Here is a 19,845-nt window from a genome sequence, read left to right as displayed (position 1 = left end):
GGTCAGGGCCGGTATTCGAAGGCTCCGATGTCGCATGCCGGACCTTGGGGCCGCAGGACGCCGCGCTGGTCGGTGGAGGGGCAGTCACGGGCGGCGTCGAGGGCGGGACTGCCGGGCAGTAGGGCCACGGTGTCTGTCGGACCGCCGTTGTCGCCGAGGGGTGCGAGGCGGGGATCACGGCTGGGGAGATCGCCTTCGGCAGCGAGGTGGCAGTTGTTTCCGCTGTCGAGGTTGTTGCCCCGTGACTCGATGGCGGCGAAGACGTTCTTGCAGTCACTGGTGGTCCGGCCGATGGTGTTCTCGGCGATGATGGTGTTTTCCAGGACGAGGTGACCCAGCGGCAGATTGACGATGTCGGTGACTGATGAGGGGAGGCTGTCCAGGTAGGCGGGGGCGATGTTGATCCCGCCGCCGCCGTCGGTGGCGGTGTTGCCGGTGATCGTGGAGTTGCGGATGTCCACCAGGCCGGTGCCGCGTATGTCGATGCCGCCGCCGTATCCGGACAGGCTGCCCGGCCGGTCCCAGTCGTCGGTCACGTGGTTGTCCGCGATCGTCGAGTTGACCACGGTGCCGGTGTCGTCGAACCGGATGCCTCCGGCCTCGCCCGATGTGTTGTGGCTGACGGTGCTGTCGATCAGCGACAGGTGGGAGTCGGGGATGTTGAAGATGCCGCCTCCGTAGCCGGCGCGGTTCCCCGTCACCGTTACCCGGCGCAGCGTCATGTTCTTGCTGTTGGCGATGCCGCCTCCGCCGGGGTCGGTGATGGGCACCTCCCGTTGCTTGGCGTCTCCTCCGGTGATGGTGAGGTCGGACAGCTGAGTGTCGGCGCCCATGCGGAAGACCCGGTCGATGTGGTCGGCGTCGATGATGGTCTCCCGCGCGCCGGCCCCCCGAATGGTGGTCGGCTCGAGGATGTTCAGGTCGCCTTTGGTCGGGTCGGCGGTGCGCCCGTTGAGCTGGTCGGGGTCGGGGGAAATGGTCAGCCGGTAGTGGGCGGCGGGCAGCTCGATGGTGCTGCCGGGCCGGGCGTTCGCGGCCATGACCGCCGCACGCAGGGTGCAGGTGCCTGTGACGGTGCGGCAGACGCCGTCGGACGCGTCCGCATCCACGGCGTCTTCGGTGGAGTCGACCGTGAAGGTCGCCGACGCGGAGGCTGCTTGCGCAGGAGTCGGGGCTGCGGTCACGATCCCTGCCAGGGCCGCCAGCGAGGCGGTCAGCGCCGAAAAGGCAGTCGAACTTCTCATGGGGGGTGCGCTCCTGTTCGGGGCGAGAAGGGTGAGAAACGCTTGCGTCTATAACGTGTACCAGACTGTTTCTCACTTATGAGAGAGCCGATCCGGCCGCTGCTGCAGCCGAGCCTGACCGACCTTCCCCGCGGGCCGCACGGGCTCGCGCGGGAGCGTGTGACGGGTTCGCAGCGCCAGCGGCTGCTCTACGCGATGACGGTCGTGGTGGCCGAGAAGGGCTACATCGCCGCGACCGTGGCCGATGTGACGGCACGGGCGGGCGTGTCCCGCAAGACGTTCTACGAGCTGTTCGCGGACAAGGAGGAGTGCTTCATCGCCGCCGCAGAGACGGGCCGCGAGCTGATGGTGAAGCGGCTCGAGGCGTCGTTCGCCCGCTCGTCGGCGCAGTCGCTCTCCCGCGTGGCGACGCTTCGTGCCTCGATCCGTGCCTTTCTCGGGCTGATCGCCGAAGAGCCCGAATTCGCCAAAGCGTTCTTCCTGGAGACGGCGGCGGCCGGCGGCCGGGCGTGGGAGCACCAGGACTCCTGCCGCGCCTGGTTCGCCGGGTCGATGCGGGCCTGGCACGCCAAGACTCCCGGCCGCCGCCGTGTCCCCCATGAGGCATACATGGCCGCGGCTGACGCTGCACACGAAGCCGTCTGCCGCTGCCTGCGCCAGGGGCGCATCGGCGAGGTCCCCGCCCTGGAGGACACCGTGCTGCACATCTGTCTCGCCCTGCTGGGCGTGGCCGATCCGGCAGAGGGCACCGGAGGGTGAGTCGGGAGGGGTTCTGGCTCCAGAAGTTGAGCCAGAGCCCGAAGTCGTAAACAAAGCCGGCCACAAGGCGGCCGTCCTCGTAGCGGCCGTCAACGAGTGGCTGTGACCAGCCCATTCGGCGAGTGGGTGTGGGGCAAGGTCATGCCGATCCGAGCAGGCCGTTGAGCACGGTCTTCTCGGCGAGGTAGAAGACGAGACCGCCCACGGGAGCGAGCATGGGGCACAGCCAGTAGCGGCGCGCCCCGGTGCGTGCCAGGTAGACGGTCAGGAGGGCGGTGAGTAGCGCGCCAGCGGTCAGGAAGACGACCGCTTCTCCCCGGTAATGGAGCCCCAGCCCCAGCCAGAGCCCCTCACCCAGTATCACCGTTGTGATAACGGCGCCGGCTACCGCTCGCGTATCACCCCATGCGCGTCGCACGGTCCACCCTGCCCATCCCAGCAAGGGCCCTCCGGTCAGCCCCGCCACCGACCACACAGCGGCGGTTTCGAGCCCTCCGCTCCCGAAGGTGCCTCCAAGAGCGGACGCCGCGTAGTAGCCGCAGCAGGTGGCGAGCATCATCAACGCCCCGCCCCGGACGGCGAGCCGCCGGTCACGGATCAGCGCACCGGCTGCGGCAGTCCAGATGATCCAGGTAGACGACGAGTTGGTCGCCCGATCCAACAGGGGTGTGGTTCCGTGCAGGCCGTATGTTGCCCAGCCGAGCAGCAGCCCGAAGGCGGCGGTCGCGGTGAGCACGGTGACGGGGGTGTCGCGGCGGAATGCGGTCAGAGGAGTCACGCTCCGGAACTATACATGGAGTGTATACACTCCATGTATAGCCACTAGGATCCCTAGTGCTCTGACCGCGTAGGTTCGCCGGGTTGATGGCGGTGGCGGTTGGATGTGGAGTGACATCCGATCCGACCGCTGGAGGGGCGGTGGCAGAGCCTGTCCGCGTGCGCAGACTGACCGACCGGGAAGGGCAGAAGCTGCAGCAGATCGTGCGCCAGGGCAGCACCAACTCGGTGCGCTACCGGCGGGCGATGATGCTGCTCGCCTCGGTGGGCGATCACCGGCACGGTTTGCGCCGAAGTGGGTTACCGGTTCGGGAAACGCGGAACCTGCGGGGACTCCGATCGCTCCTGGTAGGTGAATTTCGTGTCCAACGTGAGGGCGCGGCGGGCTTGTTCTGTCCTTTGCCACGTCGGTCCGGCGCCGTCTCCTGCCTGCTCCGTCGTGTGCCCGTTCCGCCTTGGCCGCAAGAGGGGGCCGATAACGCACCGTTCTTCAACGCTCGGGCCGGTGTCGGCCTCAACCTCCTCCAGGCTGCGTCTTGTCAGGGTTCAGGCAGTCGCGGTCAGCGAGGGCCGGCCTGAGCCGGCGTGACGACCACCGACCACCGATTGCCGGGCAGTTGCTCCCGCTCGTCCTGTCCTCCACATGAGAAGGCTCACCAGTGATCCATGAGAAAACGCCCGTGTTGGTCGACGAGTCAGGGGAGGGGGTGAATGGCCGGCCGGCCTCCTGGGAGCGGCGGCTGCGGGACTTCGGGCACGTCGGGCGTCCGTCTGTGTCCGTGCGCGAGCGCCTGGTCGTGCCGTTTCCCGAACCCGGGTCATGGCTTTGGCGCACGCTCGGGTTCTCCCCGGCAGCGGGGCGCCGGCTGGCGCGCTGGTCGCAGTGGGGCGGGCCGCTGCTGGTGGCGCTCCTGGCCGGGCTGCCGCGTTTTTGGCGCCTGGGCAGCCCGCGGGCGGTCGTGTTCGACGAGACGTATTACGCCAAGGACGCCTGGTCGATGCTGCGGTTCGGCTACGAGGGCACCTGGCCCAGCAGCAAGGTCTCCGACCCGCAGATCCTCGCCGGTCCGCAGGTGATCCCGCTCTCCGACACCGGGTCCTTCGTCGCGCACCCGCCGACGGGCAAATGGGTCATCGTCCTCGGCGAGTGGATCTTCGGCCTCACCCCCTTCGGCTGGCGTTTCATGACGGCGCTCCTTGGCACGCTGTCGGTGCTGATGCTGTGCCGAATAGGACGCCGCCTGTTCCGTTCGACCCTGCTGGGCTGCCTGGCCGGAGCGCTGATGGCCGTGGACGGTCTGCACTACGTGATGAGCCGCACCGCGCTGCTCGACCTCGTCGTCATGTTCTTCGTCCTGGCGGCGTTCGGCTGCCTGCTCATCGACCGCGACAGCTCGCGGGCCCGGCTCGCGGCAGCTCTGCCGGTCGACGAGGACGGCCGGGTGCGCCCGGACGGACACACCGGCGACCGTGCCGGGACGGGAGCGCGACCCTGGCGGCTTGCCGCCGGCCTGTGCCTGGGCCTGGCGGCCTCGACCAAATGGAACGGCCTGTACTTCCTCGCCTTCTTCGTGATCCTCACCCTGCTGTGGGACGTCGGCGCTCGCCGCGTGGCAGGAGCGCACCGCCCCTACCGCGCGGCGCTGCGTAAGGACCTCGGCTGGTCGGTGCTGTCCCTCGCCCCGGTCGCTGTCCTGACGTACCTGACGGCATGGACCGGCTGGTTCCTGTCCGACAACGGCTACGGACGCCACTGGGCGGACGCCCGGGGTGGCACATGGTCGTGGATCCCGGCTCCGCTGCGCAGCCTGTGGCACTACGAGCACGCCGTCTACCAGTTCAATGTGGGCCTGAGCACTCCCCACAAGTACCAGTCGAACCCCTGGAGTTGGCCGGTCCTCGGTCGCCCTGTGCTGTTCCACTACCAGTCGCCGGCACCCGGGCAGGACGGATGCCACGCGACGGCCGGCTGCACACAGGCAATCCTCGCCCTGGGAACACCGCTCCTGTGGTGGTCGGCATGCTGCGCACTCGTGTACCTGCTCTACCGATGGGCGCTGCGCCGTGACTGGCGCTCCGGCGCGATCCTCTGTGCGGTAGGTGCCGGCTATCTGCCCTGGTTCCTCTACCAGGACCGCACGATCTTCTCCTTCTACGCGGTCGTCTTCGTGCCCTACCTGTGCCTGGCCGTGACGATGATGCTGGGAGCCCTGTTGGGTCCTGCGGGAGCGACTCAGGGGCGCCGCATACGAGGTGCGGTGGCCGCGGGCCTGCTGGTCCTGCTCATCGCCTGGAACTTCATCTACTTCTTCCCGGTCTACACCGGACAGACGATCCCGTACGCCGACTGGCACGCCAGAATGTGGCTCGACACCTGGATCTGAGCCCAGTCACCCGCCACCCAGATCGACCTCATCAAGGCCGAAGCCCGACATAGCGGACAGTCAAGTACGGCCGCAAGCCGTACCTGCTCCCCGCACGCGCGAAGACGGCCTTCTTGCGAAAATGAACTGGCTGATCACGCATCTCCACGGCTGTGAGTACAAGCGGGAAGAGCGCTGCGCACTCATTCGGGCATGTGCGGAAGAGGAGGACCCGCTAAGGGCGTGCAGATCTTTAACTCGTAGCTTTTCGCTCGGTGGTTCGTTGGCCTGCCATGAGCAGGTTGGAAGGGTATCGGGCCGTGTTGGCAGGCCAAGTTCGAGGCGATTCTGCCGCATCTCGACGAGCGGCAGCGTCGCTTGTTGATAGGGGCGGAGACCCAGTCTCTTGGCCACGGCGGGATCAGAGCAGTCGCCCGCGCCGCTGGTGTCCGCGAAGCCACTGTGTCGGTCGGAGTACGAGAACTCGACTCCGGCCAGGCTCCTTTGGGACGCATCCGGCGGCCCGGCGCCGGTCGCAAACGCGTCGTCGACCGGAACCCGGCTGTTCGCGAGGCACTCCTCACGCTGGTCGAACCCGACGTCCGCGGGGACCCTATGTCGCCACTGCGCTGGACTACCAAATCCACCCGCAAACTGGCCGGGGAGTTAACCCGCCAAGGCCACAGGATCTGCGCGGACACGGTGGGCGACCTCCTGCGTGAGGAAGGCTTCAGCCTCCAGAGCAATGCCAAGACTCTGGAGGGCAAACAGCACCCCGACCGGAACGCCCAGTTCCACTACCTCAACGAACAGGCCCGCAACCACCAGGACGGCGGAGCTCCGGTGATCAGCGTGGACACGAAGAAGAAAGAACTGGTCGGCCCGTTCAAGAAAAACGGCCGTGAATGGGAGCCCAGAGGCCAGCCGGTGCGGGTCGACACCCACGACTTCCCCGATCGCGAGCTGGGCAGAGCGGTGCCCTACGGCATCTACGACGTCGTCGCGAACACCGGCTGGGTCAATGTGGGCACCGACCACGACACCGCCGCGTTCGCCGTCGAGTCCATCCGCCGCTGGTGGAACGGCGCCGGGCGGGCCGCCTATCCGACGGCCGGCCAGCTGCTGATCACCGCCGATGCGGGTGGTTCCAACGGCTATCGCACCCGCACCTGGAAGACCGAACTCGCCCGGTTCGCCGCCGAGTCCGGCCTGGCGATCACGGTCTGTCACCTGCCTCCCGGAACATCGAAGTGGAACCGGATCGAGCACCGGCTGTTCTCCCGCATCACCATGAACTGGCGAGGCAGGCCCCTGACCAGCCATGAAGTCATCATCGAGAGCATTGCCGCGACCACCACCAAAACCGGTCTGACCGTGCACGCCGAGCTCGACACCAACCGGTATCCCACCGGCGTCCAGGTCAGCGACGACGAGATCGCCGCCCTGCCGATCACCCGGCACCGCTTCCACGGCGACTGGAACTACACCCTCCACCCTCAGCATCCGCGGGACGCGACGGCGGCCAACAACCCGTCAGGCCAGGCCGCAGCAAACAGGGCGCCCACACTCACGCAGCATGCGCTGCAGAACCCTGAGCTGACCGGCATGACCCGCCAGCAGTTCAGCAATCTCATCGACGCGCTGACTCCCGCGCTGGAGGTCCAACGCGAGCAAGTGCTCCGCAAGCGCCGCGGTCACGAGCGCACGGTCGCCCCCGGCACAGGTGCCAAAGCCAAGCTCACCCCAGCCGACCGAGTCCTGGTCACCGTGCTCCACCTGCGCAAACTCGCCACCATGGACTTCCTCGGGCAACTCTTCGGTGTCACCGCCATGACCATCAGCCGAGCGAAACAGGAAGTACGCCCACTCCTGGAAACACACGGCCACCACGTCGAGACCTCAACCGCCCGCTTCCGCACACCAGCCGACGTCGCGACGTTCCTCGCTTCCAACCCCATCCCAACCAAGATCAAAAAGACGAGTTAAAGATCTGCACGCCCTTAGGAGCGACCGTTTGCCTCGGCCGCGCAACGAATACGCGGCACCTGAACATACGGCTCCACCAGTCCTGAGGGCCTGGAGTCCCGTGGGTTCAGCGGAGCTGAGAGTTGTTCGTCGGGAACCCACGGGTGCCCAGGCTTTCTGGAGGGCTTCGACCCGTGTGTTCCGGGTGAACTCCGGTGCTGCCTCATCGGTTACGTCCGCCCGCTCGACGACCTCACCCGACGCGTCCTCCTGGACCGACCGCCGCCGCACCGCCGGCCGAACACGGCCGCCCCCGCCTGCGCGTCCTCGCCCGCCTCCGCGTCGGAGCCCGCGGGGTCGGGGAGCCCGTTCATGCCGTAGCGACGCGCGTATATCGTGCCGCTGTGCATTCGACTCCGTACTCCGTATCGCCGCAGCCCCTGATGCCGCCGCAGGCGCCGACCAAGGCCGACCCGGGCTCACCCTGGGCGTTGGTCGTCGGTGTCATCGCGTTGGTCATGGCCGCCCTCGGGCTGCTGCTGACCACGACGGCCGGCGCGCAGATATGTGCTCTTGTACGGGTCGGTGATTCCGCTGATCCAGAGGGGGACGCGCTGGCCCCGGGCATGTTCGCCGTCCTCGGCCTGGTCGCGTTCGTTGCCCTGTTGGTCGCGCTGGCACCCGTGTTCGCCGGATTCGACCGCGGCCGATCGGCGGGTGCCTGGGTGGCCGGGGCCCTGCTGCCCTGGGCGCTGTGCTTCGTTCTCTACTTCGCGATGGTCGGCTTCGGTGACGACTTCGACGAGGTCGTCCGCGGATCGGCCCTGCTGGGCTTCTACAGTGCCTCGGCACTCGTGCTCGCGCTTCTCATCGGCACGATCCTGTTGGGCATCCGTCCTGGCCGCCGCTGGCTGGCCCACCGCGTCCTGGCCCGGACGGCACCGGCCGAGCTCGGCCCCGAAGCCCCCGGGCCCTTGCGGAAAGCCCCCCGGCGCTTCCTGGTCTCGCTGGTGCTGAGCGTGTTGGGCACGTGCGGATCGATCGGGTTCTACCCGCTGTCCGCGATGGGTGACGACCCGGACCTGGGAGTCCTGCTGGGCGTTCTCGGGGCCGTGGCGCTGCTGTTCGTCGTCGTGCCGCTGGCCTTGGCCTGCCTGGGAGCGGTGAGGGCACGGGAGGGCCGGCGCGGCGGTGCCCGACTTGCCAGGGTCCTCAGCGCGGGCCCGCTCGTGTTCCTCCTGCTGCTCGCCCTGATGGCCGCCTTCGCGGGCGTGATCAGCCTCATCGCCCCCGACGGGCAGGTCGAGGCGGCCGTCCTGCCGCCCGGTCCGGCCGTGGCCATCGGCATCGCGCTCGCCCTGACGTCGCTGACGGCGGCGGGCTTCGTCCTCGCCAGCCTGGCCGCCCTCGCCGACCCCCGGAGCGATCACTACTTGACCGCGAGGCGCCGGATGGCGGAGGTCTGACCGCGCGGGTCGCGGCCCCTCTCGCGGCCCCTCTCGCGGACCAGAAGAGGGCGGACTCCCCGGCCAAGAGGTCGGGAACGCAGTGGGACCCGGAAGGACTCACAAGACGTCGCACACTCTCCGCTCGCGCGGAGAGCACCGCCCCGCCGCACCCGCCCGCGAGGGTTCCGTCGGTTCACCGGCATGAACCGCCGTCAGGTCGGCTGGACCAGCGGCCGGCCCGAGCGGAGGACACCGCCCCCTTTCGGTCCCTCGACTTGCCGAGGGACCGAAGGAGGGCGGCTGGCCGGGCGCTGGTGACACGGCGCGCACGAGGTGTGTCCCGCGACTTCGGCAGGCACGTGCGGGCGAGCCTGACACGCGGCGCGTGGGGATCGGTCTCTGCCACGCGGCAGTCACGGCCGGGGGATCACCGTCCGACCGGTGCGGGGCCGGCCGGTCGTGGTGCCGGTCAGCGGGCCACGGTTCCGAACCTCGACCCCGCGGCCGGGAGACCGCCCGCGCCGGGCCGGTAGGTGATGACCGGGGGGACCGAGCCGCCGGCCCAGGCCCTGGGCAACGGGATGGAGTACAGCACGCCGTAGGCCACCGGGCCGTAGGGCATGCCGACGTACAACCGGCTGCCGGTGAGGTGGATGCTGGATCCCACCTGCTGGTTGGCGCCGGGACTGCCGGGGATGCCGCCGTAACCCGCCCGGAGCCAGCGGTCGTTGGCGCCGGGTGCGCCCAGGAGGTCGAACGTCTGGACGGCGCCCGCCTTCGTCACGCCGCTCAGGACCTCGTTCGGGATCCCGACCGCCAGCGTCATGGCATCAGGGATGCTGACCGTGTCCGGTTTCGAGTTCACCGCGGCCAGGGCCTGGCCGAAGCGGTCGCCCGCCTCCGAGCCGCCGGTCACGTCGTCGTCGTTGGTGCCGGACGCGTAGTAGTTCATCTGGCCGTAGGTGCCCTTCGCGGTGATGCGGAAGGTCATGACATTGCCCGCGTCGGCCCTGGCGGTGCCGTCGACGGTGAGGTCCTCGCCGGGTGAGCCCACCGCGAGGATGGACTCCGTGGGGGCCGGGGTCCCCGCCGGACGGTAGGGGACGATCGCGAGGGAGGTGCCGAACCCGTCGCCCGGCTCGGCAGCGCCGGTGACGGTGTCCTGGTCCTGGTCGAGGCCGAACAGCGGCGTCGGCATGCCCTGGGACAGCTTGTTCGGGTCGAAGACCGTCAGGCCGCCCGCGCCCGCGTTGGAGCCCATCGCCTCGTTCGGGGCGGACACCACGAAGTGGTTGGAGTCGGCTGCGACCGCGGTGCCGTAACCGTCGTTGGCCTCCACCCCGCCGGGGACGCCGCTGCTGTTCTGGGTGATCCGGACGCTGGTGCTGCCGTGGACGTAGAAGAAGGCGCCCGCCTTGGCGGCCGTCTCGACGGCCTCGCCCGGTGTGCCGATCACGATGAAGGGCTCGCCGGCGTTGGTGGTGCCGGCCGCCAGGGAGTGGCCCAGACGGTCGCCCGCGCCGGGTGCCGCAAAGCCGAGGGCACCCTCGCCCACGCCCTGTTCGAGGTGGGTGTCCTTCAGCGCGCCGGTGCCGATACCGCCCGGGGCGCCGTACAGGATCTCGACGAAACCGGCGTCGGCGGTGGAGCCGGAGTCCTCGGCCGGGGCGCCGACGACCAGGTCGGTGTAGCCGTCCTTGTTGTAGTCGACGGTGGCGAGGGACTCGCCGAATCCGTCGCCGGGCTCGGTGCCGCCGGCCACCCAGCCGAGGTCCTGGTTGATCTCGAGGGTTCCCTTGCCGCCGCCGTAGACCACACGGACGAGACCGGCGTTGGCGTTGCCGCCGACCGTCGCCTTGGGGTCGGCGACGGCGATGTCCTCGATCCGGTCGCCGTTGAAGTCGACGACGGTGCCGTCCGGCTCCTCGGGCGTGTTGTCCGGCGGGTTTTCGGGTGTGCTGCCGGGTGTGACGGCGAGTGCTCGGGTGATGTCGATGCGGGGGGTGGTGGCGCCGGTGTAGGTGATGGCCTTCCCGGTGCTCCTCAGGTGCGACGCGAGAGCCGTGATGCTCTGGTCGGGGAACTTCTGGCGGAGGACGGCGAGAGCGCCGGCGACGTGGGGGGCGGCCATCGAGGTACCGCTCATCGCGGCGTAGCGGCCGCCGGGGACGGAGGAGGTGATGCCGGTGCCGGGGGCGAGGAGGTCGAGGAGGGGGCCGCGGTTGGTGAAGGCGGACAGCTCGTCGTCGTTGGTGGTCGAGCCGACGGTGATCGCGGAGGAGATGCAGCCGGGAGCGCTGACCGCGTCCGGGTGGCCGTTGTTGCCGGCCGCGACGACGGTGGCGACACCGGCGGCGAGCAGGCTGTCGATGGCCGGCTTGCGCAGGTCGTCGTCGCAGGCGACGGCGTTGCGGCCACCGCTGCCCAGGCTCAGGTTCGCCGCAACGATCGGTGTTCCGGCCTGCTTCAGCTGGAGGACCTTCTCCAGGCCCGCGAGCTGGGCGCTGTCGAAGCTCGCCACGCACGGGGCGCTGCCGGGCCCGCAGACGTCCTCGGAGTCGAACTTGCTGAACACCTGGATGGCGACGATGCCGACGCCGGGGGCGACTCCGGAGGCGGGGGCGCCGGTGAGGTCCTTCCCGTTGCCGGCGATGATGCCGGCGACGTGGGTGCCGTGGTCGCAGGCGGGGATGGTGGCGCAGGCGCCGGCCTCGGAGTCGGCCGTGCCGGGACCTTCCTGCTGCTCCGTGCCGTCGGGGCACAGGCTGGTGGCGGAGAAGCCGGGGTCGGCGGGGGAGAAACAGGCCTCGGCGGTGACCCGGTTCCTCAGGAACGGATGCCGGGTGGCGACGCCGCTGTCGAGGACGGCGACCGCGCTGCCCGCACCGGTGAGGCCGGCCTGGGCGGCCTTGTCGCCGCCGATGAGGGGGACGCTGTGGTCGAGTGACGGCAGCACGGGGACGTCCTCGGTGACGCTGACCACGCCCGGCCGGGACGCGAGCTGATCGAGGCCGCTGCGGTCGACCCTGAGGGTGACGACCGGGAACTCGTCGAAGGACTGCAGCGTACGCCCGGCTGCTGCCGCGTCGGCGAGGTCGGAGCGGTTCTCGGTGACGACGTTGACGCGGACGGTCTCGCCGGCGGCGGTCTTGTCGTAGAGCGGCGGGTCGATCGGTCCGCCGGCAGTGTCGGTGGCGGCAGGGGCGTCCTGCGGGGCGGTGGCGTGGGCGACGGTGGGTATCGCGCCGAGGGTCACGGCCATCACCGCGGTGATGGCCGTGGTCCACATCGGTCTCTTCAAGGTCTCGCTCCAGGGGGAAGCAGGCACGGTTCGGCCCGCAGGGATGTCAGCGTGGAAGGTGCGGGGCGCGGCAGGGCCGGACGGCGGACGGAACGGTCCGCCGTCCGGCCCTCGCGCGGGTGCGATCCCGTCGGCGGGTGGCGCGGGGATCAGTGGGTGGCGTTGGCGCCGTTCTTCGGGTTGCCCCTGTACTTGACCGCGGTGTGGTAGGTGGTCGCGATGGCGCGGCACCTGGTCTTCTTCTTGTACGCGGGGCAGGTGCGGTCACGGAGCGTGGTGTGGAAGACGGCGTCCACCGCTGACTTCTTGTGGCGGTCGAGGTAGTAGGTGTAGCCCTTGTAGGTGTTGCCGATCAGGCCGTAGCCGTAGTCGTGCATGTCGCACGAGGCCCGGAAGTCGAAGCCGCTCGGCTTGTCGAGGGCGCTGGTGCAGTGGTCCTCGAGGATGCCCACGACCCAGTAGTTGCCGGGGGTCTTGACCCAGTGCGGGTTGTGCCAGCCGTAGTGCGCAACCTTCGAGGCGCAGCCGTTCTTCTCGTACCACATCCAGTTCCCCGCGGTGGAGCAGTGGCGCGGGTTGGCCTGTGGGTCGGAGATCTCACCGTTGACGAAGTCCGAAGCCGGGGGCGGGGTGTTCGGTTCGTTGAGGCCGGGTGCGCCTTCGATCTCCGATCCTCCGGCGGGCCGTGCCGGGCCGGTCGGCTCGACGTCCGGGGCGGCCGATGCCGTGGGGAAGGTGAGGTCCCACGCGCCGTTGGCGGGTGAGCTGATGTCGGACAGGCGCCCGGTGGTGTCGTAGGTGTAGGACGCCACCGGCTCGCCGCTCTCGACGGGGTTGGTGACGGCGCGCAGCAGGCCGGACGAGTCGTAGGTGTAGCGGGCGACGGTCTGGACGGTGGCGCCGGTGGTGACGGTGATCGCCTTGGCGCGGCCGGTGAAGTCGCCGGGGGTGGTGCTGGTGGCCGTCGTGGCGGCGGCGTAGCTGACGGCGAGTGATTCCGCCGGGGTGTCCGCGGCGGCCGGCTCGGTGATGGTGGAGACGCGGCCCTGGGTGTCGTAGCCGACGGTGGTGGTGCCGTTGGCGGTGCTGCCGACGCCGGTGACCCGCCAGCGGTCGGCGCCCGGGGCGGCCTGCTTCCAGGTGTAGGTGGGCTTCAGGTCGGCGGCGGGTACGGGGTTGCCGTCGGCGTCGGTGAAGGTGTCGTCACCTTCCTCCGTGGTGGCCAGGTCCACGCCGATGGTCTCGACGATGGAGCTGGTCAGAGCTCCGGCGGCGGCGTCCCACCGGATGGTTTCGGTGATCTTGTCGCCTTCGCTGGACTCGTACTTGTTGACCCCGCCGCCGCTGGGGAACGAGACGCTGCTCGTGCGGTCGTAGCGGAGCGACTCACCCACGCCCAGGTCTGTGACGGTGACGGTGGTGCCCTGCTGGACGAGCTTGCGGTTGAGGGCGCCGCCGAGGAACTCGGCTTGCCAGCCAGGTCCGAAGACGCCCAGGTCGGGGCGGGTCGCGGGGGCCGACTGCGGGAGGGCGGGTCCGTTCGTCTGGGTGACGACGCTGTGCCGGCGGCCCATGAGGCCCTCGGAGGCATCGCTTTCCGCGATCTCGAAGGACTGGGTCTCCGAGTAGTACAGGCCGGGGCCGATCTGCTGGATCTCGCCCGTGGCGAGCGGCTGGTCGATGGTGTCCGCCGATGCCTGCTGCGGAAGTAGCAGTGACAAGGACAGAGCGGCTATGGCAGGCAGCGCAGTTCTGCGCACAAGTCCCCCTGGTTTAGATCGACTTGGTGGATTGGTCGAGACCCTAGGGCTCCGTTGAGAGCGGTTACAAGGGCTTTGGGCGGCGGGACTGACGAATGATCAACTCATTTTTCGTGGGGGAACTACCTGAGTACGCGTACTCATGCGTGGTGGTGGTTCGGCGAAGTAATGTGCCCGCGCCGTGTGTTTGGCCGGTCGGATCCGGGGGCGTCGACGCGGGCGACGTGCGGCCGGTGGCGTCCTCGACGGCGACGCCGCGGACGAAAAGGGGCGCCCGCGTTGCCGTCCTCGTCCCGGGCGGCGGACCGGGCGCCGATCGCGTCGTCGAGCGCGTCGCCGTCGATGTGCTGCAAGACCCGGCGCGCGGTGGCCTCGGCCGGGGCGGTCGGCGAGCAAGAGCAGGACGACATCGGTGAATTGTCCCGGTCCCGCAGGCACCGCCGGGGGGTCGTCCCACGCGCCCTGCATGCACACCGCCCGGCTCTTCCGGTTGGCGGTGCGGAAGCGGGACAGCCCTTAGGGCCTGCCGATCATTAAGATGTTGCTTTGTGGGCTGGGGCTCGTTGGTGTCGTATGCGCATCCCGGACGAGACTCGTGAGCAACTTTCCGTGAAGTTGGCGGTGTTGTTCCCGCATCTGGACGAGCGGCAGCGGCGGCTGCTGATGGCGGCGGAGGCCTGCGGGCTGGGGCACGGTGGTGTCCGGGCTGCGGCCAGGGCGGCCGGGGTGAGCGAGACGACGATCCGCAGGGGGATGGCTGACCTGGAGGCGGGCGAGTGTCTGCCGGGGCGGGTGCGGCGGCCGGGCGGTGGGCGCAAACACCTCGCAGACCTCGATCCCGGGCTGCGGACCGCACTGCTGGGCCTGGTCGAGCCGGACGAGCGCGGGGATCCGATGTCGCCGTTGCGGTGGACGATCAAGTCGACCCGCACGCTGGCGGCCGAGCTGACCCGCCGGGGGCATCGGGTCGGTGCGGACACCGTCGCCGGCCTGCTGCGGCAGGAGGGTTTTCGCCTGCAGGCCAATGCCAAGACGCTCGAGGGCAGCCAGCATGCCGACCGGGACGCCCAGTTCCGCTACCTCAACGAGCAGGCACGCAGCCACCGGGACGCCGGCCAGCCGGTGATCAGCGTGGACACCAAGAAGAAGGAGCTGATCGGAGACTTCCGCAACGCGGGCCGCTCCTGGCGGCCGACGGGCGATCCGGTGCCGGTGCGCGTCCACGACTTCGCCGACCCGCAGCTGGGCAAGGCCATCCCTTACGGGATCTACGACCTGGCGGCCGACACCGGCTGGGTCAACGTCGGCACCGACCACGACACCGCCGCGTTCGCCGTGGAGTCGATCCGCCGCTGGTGGCACGGCCAGGGCCGCGACGCCTACCCACAGGCTTCACGGCTGCTGATCACCGCGGACGCGGGCGGATCCAACGGCTACCGCACCCGGGCCTGGAAACTCCACCTCGCCCGCCTGGCCGTCGAAACCGGCCTGACCGTCACGGTCTGCCACCTGCCGCCGGGCACATCGAAGTGGAACAAGATCGAGCACCAGCTCTTCTCCCACATCACGATGAACTGGCGCGGCCGCCCCCTGACCAGCCACGAAGTCATCCTCGAATCGATCGCCGCGACCACCACCCGCACCGGACTGCGCGTGAAGGCCGAACTCGACACCAACACCTACCCCACCGGCATCGGCGTCGGCGACGCCGAGATGGCGGCCCTGCCGCTGACCCGTCACGCCTTCCACGGCGACTGGAACTACGCCCTGCATCCCCAGCCGACGCCTGCCGTCCCGGCACCCCGCAACGGCAGGCCACCGACGTCGCAGTGGGATCCGGCGCTGCTGTCCGATCCCGCACTGACCGGGCTGGCCTCGCACCAGTTGCAGCAGCTCATCCAGGCCCTGGCCCCGCAAGGAGACACCCGACGCGGCCGCCCGCCCCGGCTCGCCTTCGACGACCAGGTCCTGGCCACCATGCTCCACCTGCACGTCAACCTGGCCGCGGAGCCCCTCGCCGTGCTCTTCGACAGCAGCCGCACCGCCATGCACCGCACCCTGCTGAAGATCAGGCGACTGCTCGAAGCACAGAGCATCACCATCACGCCGGCCGCCACCCCGCCAACTCTCCTGGCAACCCTTCACGCCAGAGTCGCCGCCCTCAGCAACGACCCCAACTACAAGATCAAGACGACACGTTAATGATCGGCAGGCCCTAAGGGCTGTCCCGTAACCCGCGAGGCTGAGGGTCATGCTGTGTCAGGGTCGGTGCCGATGACACCGACCGAGCGAAGCGAACGCCCGAGGTCTCCGGTGAGGATGCGGGGTGGGGGTCTGTCAAACGATTTACAGTCCCCGCTCCGGTCACTTCGGCAGATCGGCGGAGAGGAAGGGGGCAAGGAGCGCGAACAATGCGTCGGGGCGGTCCAGGGGGATGATGTGGCCGCAGTCCTGGAGGTGGTGTCCGACCAGGTCATCGGCGATGGGACGGAGTTGGCGTTCGAGCCCGCGGCCGACGGGGTGAGAGCCGACGGCCATGGTGGGCATGGTCAGCCGAGCCGTCGCGACGGCGTCCTGGATCTGCTGGGCACTCGTGGGCAGGGCCCGGTAGTAGGAGAACGCGCAGCGCAGGGCCTCACCCCCGGTGTACGCGTGGACGAAGGCCGCACGGATGTCGTCGGGTACTCCTCGCCCGAGCGTCCCCGAGTCGAGGAACCAGTCGACGTACGGGGCCTCGTTGCCGGCCAGGACGGTCTCGGCGAGGCCGGGGACGGCGTGGAAGCCGAACCACCACGGGGCGCCGCCCGCGACGACGTCCTCCGCTCCGGGCAGGCGGCCGAGCAGTGCCTCCATCACGACCAGGCACCGGACGAGGCCGGGCCGGCGCAGCGCGAGCAGGACGGCGGGGGCGGTGCCCGCGTCGATGCCGACCACCGCTGCCGAGGGCTCGCCGAGTGCGTCGAGCAGCCCTTCGGCGTCGGCGGCGAGGGTGCCTGCGTCGTAACCCTCGACGGTGCGCGCACTGGCACCGAAGCCTCGAAGGTCCGGGGCGATGACACGGTACCGCCCGGCCAGGCGGCCCATGATGCCGCTCCAGAGCTGCCAGGTGTGCGGGAAGCCGTGCAGCAGGAGAACCGCGGGTCCGTCCCCGGCGATCGCGACATTGAGTTCGACGCCGTTCGTCGTGATGCGGCGCAGGTGGTGTGCGGTGGTGACGGGCATGACAGCTCCTCCCGGATGGTTACCATTGGTGACCACAGAACGATAGGTAACTGAACGGCCGCTTCCTAGACGGCACTTTCAGGGAAGGTGGTGAGCCACAGGTGACCACCCGAGGAGCCCGGGCCCCCGATCGCGGGGTGCGCGGCGATCTGTTCGACCCCCATTGCCCGACGCGGCAGTTGCTGGACCGCATCGGTACGAAGTGGACGTCCATGGCCGTCAAGACGCTCGCCGATGCCGCACCGGACGAGGTGCGCTTCGCGGAGCTGAGACGCCGGATGCCCGGCGTGTCGCAGAAGATGCTGTCCATGACGCTGCGAAGCCTGACCCGCGACGGGCTGGTGTCACGCCGGGTCGAACCCACCGTGCCGCCGCGGGTCTTCTACCGGCTCACCGGACTCGGGCTGTCCCTGGAAGCCGCGCTTGCGGGGCTGCGGACCTGGGCGGAGGAGCACATGGCCGAGATCGACCGCGCCAACCAAGCAGCCGCCCAGGAGGCCGATGAGAGGTAGGCAGGCCGGTTCCGCGCTCAGTACTGGCGGCTGGGGTACTCGATGCAGCCGTCATTGCCGCCCTGATGCCACGTCACCTTGTCAGGTCGACACCAGAGGAAGGCGTCGACGCGATGGTGTCGGGCACGTCGTTCCCCTTCGACGGGCAGGGTACGGCGACGGCTTCGCACGCGATGAAGCGGTACCGCGGGCTGTCGGGGGAGCAGGAGATGGAGGGGATGTCGCCGACGCGGTGGCTGGCGGCGAAGGAGCTGATGAAGGACGACGAGGAAAAGGTGTTCGAGGACGGCATCTCCCGGTTCTGCCCGAAGCACCAAGATCCTGAAGCCGGCCGTCAAGGGCACCTGTCCGCGGTGGTTCCAGGGCGCGTATCGAGTCGTGATCATCGGGTGGTCCTGGTGAGGTCTTTGATCCAGATCATCGAGGCGTGCAGGTGGAGACCGGCGAGGCAGCTGTCGGGAGTCTTGTCGTATCGGGTGTCTCACCGTCCCGGTTCCGGCCTCCTGGTACGTCACGCTCTCGGGCGGGTGAGGCACGTGGAGCCGACGTGAGCCGGCCGGTGCACTGATGTCCGGGCGGGGACTCATGGGACATGGCCCGGCACCCGGCTCAGGTTCCGGGGAGGATACGGCGCGTTTCGTAGGCCCACATCGCGATCTCGACCCGGTTGCGGGCGCCGAGTTTGGCCATCAGGCTGGCCAGATGCGTCTTCACCGTGCTGAGGCTGATGTGCAGTGCATCGGCGATCTCGGTGTTGGTCAGCCCGCGGGCGACGGCGAGGAGCACCTGCTCCTCGCGGGCGGTGACGGGGGAGACCGGCTGGGCCACGGGCCGGCCGGCGGGCAGGTCCGCGAATGCCTGGAGCAGACGGACGGTGACGCTGGGCGCGATGAGCGCCTCACCGCCGGACGCCGACCGTACGGCCTGCGCCAGAAGGTCCGGTCCCGTGTCCTTGAGGAGGAATCCGCGGGCGCCGGCACGCAGCGCGCCGTAGACGTACTCGTCGAGGTCGAACGTGGTGATGACGACCACGGCCAGCGGGTCGGCGACGCCCGGGCCGGCGACCAGCCGGGTGGCCTCGAGCCCGTCGATCACGGGCATGCGGATGTCGAACAGGCAGACGTCGGGGCGCAGTTCGCGGGCCAGACGTACCGCTTCCTGTCCGTCGGCGGCCTCGCCGACCACCTCGATGCCGGGCTGGGCGTTCAGTATGATCCGCAGCCCGGTGCGGATGATGGTCTGGTCGTCAGCGACGAGGACGCGGATGGGCACCGCTCTCGGTCCTCCCTCTCGGCAGCTCGGCTTCGACATGCCAGCCCTGGTCGGCGCCGGGGCCGGCTTGTAGTGTGCCGCCGAGCAGCGTCGCGCGCTCGCGCAGTCCGGTGAGTCCGTATCCGGCACGGCCTCGGCCGGTGCGGTGGCCGTTGTCGCGCACGCTCACCCGTACCGTGTGCCGGTCCGCGGTGACCCGGACGACGACCTCGGTCGCGTTGACCGCATGGCGCATGGCGTTGGTCACCGACTCCTGCACGATGCGGTAGACGGCCGCGTCCACGGCCGGGGGCAGCGTGTCCAGTTCGCCGTCGAGACCCAGGTCGACCCTGAGGCGACCACCCGGGGTGCGCACCAGGCGCTCCAGATCCGCGACGCCGGCAGGCGGCGCCAGCTCGGCGCCGGCCCCGCGGTCGCGCAGCGCGGCGACCATGGCGCGCATCTCCTCCAGCGTGCGCGCCCCTTCCTCCTCGACCCCCTCCAGCGCCTCGACGGCGGCGGACGGGTCGGTGCCCGCGAGCACCCGGCCCGCCTGGGCGCTGATCACCATGGCCGAAACGTGGTGGGCCACGGTGTCGTGCAGTTCCCGGGCGAGCTGCTCACGCTCGCGGGAGCGTACCTGCTCCAACTGCCGCTCGCGAGCGGTCCCCCAGAACCGCACGGAGGCCCCGATCAAGCCGGGCAGCGACAGGAAGACGAAGCCCCCGACCTGTTCGGCGGGCGGAGTGTCGTCCGCGGTGACCCCCAGCGCGAAGGCCGTGAGGATCACCACGCTGCCCAGCACGATCTCCCGTCCCGATCCCCACCGGGGCAGCGCATACACCAGCACGAGCACGACCACGCCGGTGTCCAGGCCGACGGGCTCGCGCGGTGCGGCGACCAGTGAGGCCAGCTGGAGCAGGATCACCGAGCCGAACCCCAGCGTGACCATCGCCAGTGGGCGGGTCCGGCGCCACAGGGGCAGCAGGCACAGCCATACGGCGAACACCACCGCCACCGGCCGCCACACGACGTTCTCGCGCAGGGTGGCCTCCAGCACCACAGCGCCCAGGCTCGCGGCGAGCAGAACCCAGTCCCGCCACACCCGGGCGGGCGCGTCGGGCGGCCGGGGTTCGGTCCACAGGGTTCGCAGGTCGTCTCGCAGCACGGTTCTCAGCCTAGGGGCCGCGCCGTGCCGCGCATCGGCCGAAAGGACGGGTCGTCACTCCGCCCCGGGGCCGAC

14 protein-coding genes and 1 pseudogene are annotated in these 19,845 nt (G+C 69.8%); 8 read left to right on the top strand and 7 right to left on the bottom strand.

The window, feature by feature from the left end; genetic code table 11:
- Positions 1 to 2: 2 nt before the first annotated feature.
- Entirely contained in the window at positions 3 to 1,244 is a 1,242-nt protein-coding gene (locus ACFW6B_RS28195) for a choice-of-anchor Q domain-containing protein (RefSeq protein ID WP_386600116.1), read from the bottom strand.
- A gap of 78 nt (positions 1,245 to 1,322) precedes the next feature.
- On the opposite strand from ACFW6B_RS28195, the gene ACFW6B_RS28190 reads away from it, so the two are divergent.
- The gene (locus ACFW6B_RS28190; RefSeq protein WP_386600115.1) at positions 1,323 to 2,003 is read left to right on the top strand and encodes a TetR/AcrR family transcriptional regulator; all 681 of its coding nucleotides are present in this window, start codon (positions 1,323 to 1,325) and stop codon (positions 2,001 to 2,003) included.
- A gap of 139 nt (positions 2,004 to 2,142) precedes the next feature.
- On the opposite strand, the gene ACFW6B_RS28185 is transcribed toward ACFW6B_RS28190, so the two are convergent.
- Positions 2,143 to 2,781 (bottom strand): DUF6518 family protein, encoded by a 639-nt coding sequence (locus ACFW6B_RS28185; protein ID WP_386600112.1) that lies wholly within the window; start codon positions 2,779 to 2,781, stop codon positions 2,143 to 2,145.
- Between the two features lie 140 nt (positions 2,782 to 2,921).
- Between ACFW6B_RS28185 and ACFW6B_RS28180 the strand changes: the two are divergent.
- The 4 genes and pseudogenes from ACFW6B_RS28180 to ACFW6B_RS28165 all read left to right on the top strand — a co-directional run.
- Positions 2,922 to 3,059: pseudogene (locus ACFW6B_RS28180) on the top strand (IS630 family transposase); the annotation flags it as partial.
- 428 nt (positions 3,060 to 3,487) lie between these two features.
- Positions 3,488 to 5,164, top strand: a complete 1,677-nt coding sequence (locus tag ACFW6B_RS28175) for a dolichyl-phosphate-mannose--protein mannosyltransferase (protein ID WP_386600110.1) — start codon at positions 3,488 to 3,490, stop codon at positions 5,162 to 5,164.
- 363 nt (positions 5,165 to 5,527) lie between these two features.
- Entirely contained in the window at positions 5,528 to 7,129 is a 1,602-nt protein-coding gene (locus tag ACFW6B_RS28170; RefSeq protein ID WP_386600216.1) for an ISAzo13 family transposase, read from the top strand.
- A 383-nt stretch (positions 7,130 to 7,512) separates the two neighbouring features.
- A complete protein-coding gene (locus ACFW6B_RS28165) occupies positions 7,513 to 8,574 on the top strand; it encodes a hypothetical protein (protein ID WP_386600108.1) in 1,062 nt (353 codons plus the stop codon).
- A gap of 451 nt (positions 8,575 to 9,025) precedes the next feature.
- Here ACFW6B_RS28165 and ACFW6B_RS28160 read toward each other — a convergent pair whose 3' ends face one another.
- Together ACFW6B_RS28160 and ACFW6B_RS28155 are read right to left on the bottom strand one after the other, a co-directional pair.
- On the bottom strand, positions 9,026 to 11,857 hold the full coding sequence (locus ACFW6B_RS28160; protein WP_386600105.1) for a S8 family serine peptidase: 2,832 nt from the start codon (positions 11,855 to 11,857) through the stop codon (positions 9,026 to 9,028).
- 149 nt (positions 11,858 to 12,006) lie between these two features.
- Complete coding sequence (locus ACFW6B_RS28155; protein ID WP_386600103.1) at positions 12,007 to 13,578, bottom strand: phospholipase A2; 1,572 nt, start codon at positions 13,576 to 13,578, stop codon at positions 12,007 to 12,009.
- Between the two features lie 612 nt (positions 13,579 to 14,190).
- Here ACFW6B_RS28155 and ACFW6B_RS28150 point away from each other — a divergent pair.
- Positions 14,191 to 15,819 (top strand): ISAzo13 family transposase, encoded by a 1,629-nt coding sequence (locus ACFW6B_RS28150; protein ID WP_386600101.1) that lies wholly within the window; start codon positions 14,191 to 14,193, stop codon positions 15,817 to 15,819.
- Between the two features lie 162 nt (positions 15,820 to 15,981).
- Here the strand turns inward: ACFW6B_RS28150 and ACFW6B_RS28145 are convergent, their stop codons facing one another.
- Positions 15,982 to 16,839 carry an alpha/beta fold hydrolase gene (locus ACFW6B_RS28145; protein ID WP_386600098.1) on the bottom strand — a complete coding sequence of 286 codons (858 nt, stop codon included), beginning with the start codon at positions 16,837 to 16,839 and terminating at the stop codon, positions 15,982 to 15,984.
- 101 nt (positions 16,840 to 16,940) lie between these two features.
- On the opposite strand from ACFW6B_RS28145, the gene ACFW6B_RS28140 reads away from it, so the two are divergent.
- Both ACFW6B_RS28140 and ACFW6B_RS28135 read left to right on the top strand, forming a co-directional pair.
- Entirely contained in the window at positions 16,941 to 17,351 is a 411-nt protein-coding gene (locus ACFW6B_RS28140; protein ID WP_386600096.1) for a winged helix-turn-helix transcriptional regulator, read from the top strand.
- A gap of 113 nt (positions 17,352 to 17,464) precedes the next feature.
- The gene (locus tag ACFW6B_RS28135; RefSeq protein ID WP_386600094.1) at positions 17,465 to 17,902 is read left to right on the top strand and encodes a hypothetical protein; all 438 of its coding nucleotides are present in this window, start codon (positions 17,465 to 17,467) and stop codon (positions 17,900 to 17,902) included.
- Between the two features lie 58 nt (positions 17,903 to 17,960).
- Here ACFW6B_RS28135 and ACFW6B_RS28130 read toward each other — a convergent pair whose 3' ends face one another.
- Both ACFW6B_RS28130 and ACFW6B_RS28125 read right to left on the bottom strand, forming a co-directional pair.
- Positions 17,961 to 18,623, bottom strand: a complete 663-nt coding sequence (locus tag ACFW6B_RS28130; RefSeq protein WP_386600092.1) for a response regulator — start codon at positions 18,621 to 18,623, stop codon at positions 17,961 to 17,963.
- Positions 18,598 to 19,770, bottom strand: a complete 1,173-nt coding sequence (locus ACFW6B_RS28125) for a sensor histidine kinase (protein WP_386600090.1) — start codon at positions 19,768 to 19,770, stop codon at positions 18,598 to 18,600. Before ACFW6B_RS28125 ends, ACFW6B_RS28130 begins: the two co-directional genes overlap by 26 nt.
- Positions 19,771 to 19,845 lie beyond the last annotated feature (75 nt).

This window comes from Streptomyces sp. NPDC058751, from assembly GCF_042746485.1.
In the GTDB taxonomy this organism is placed as follows: Bacteria; Actinomycetota; Actinomycetes; order Streptomycetales; family Streptomycetaceae; genus Streptomyces.
The sequence above is the reverse complement of the archived record's forward strand: the minus strand, read 5'-3'. Positions and strand labels throughout refer to the sequence as shown.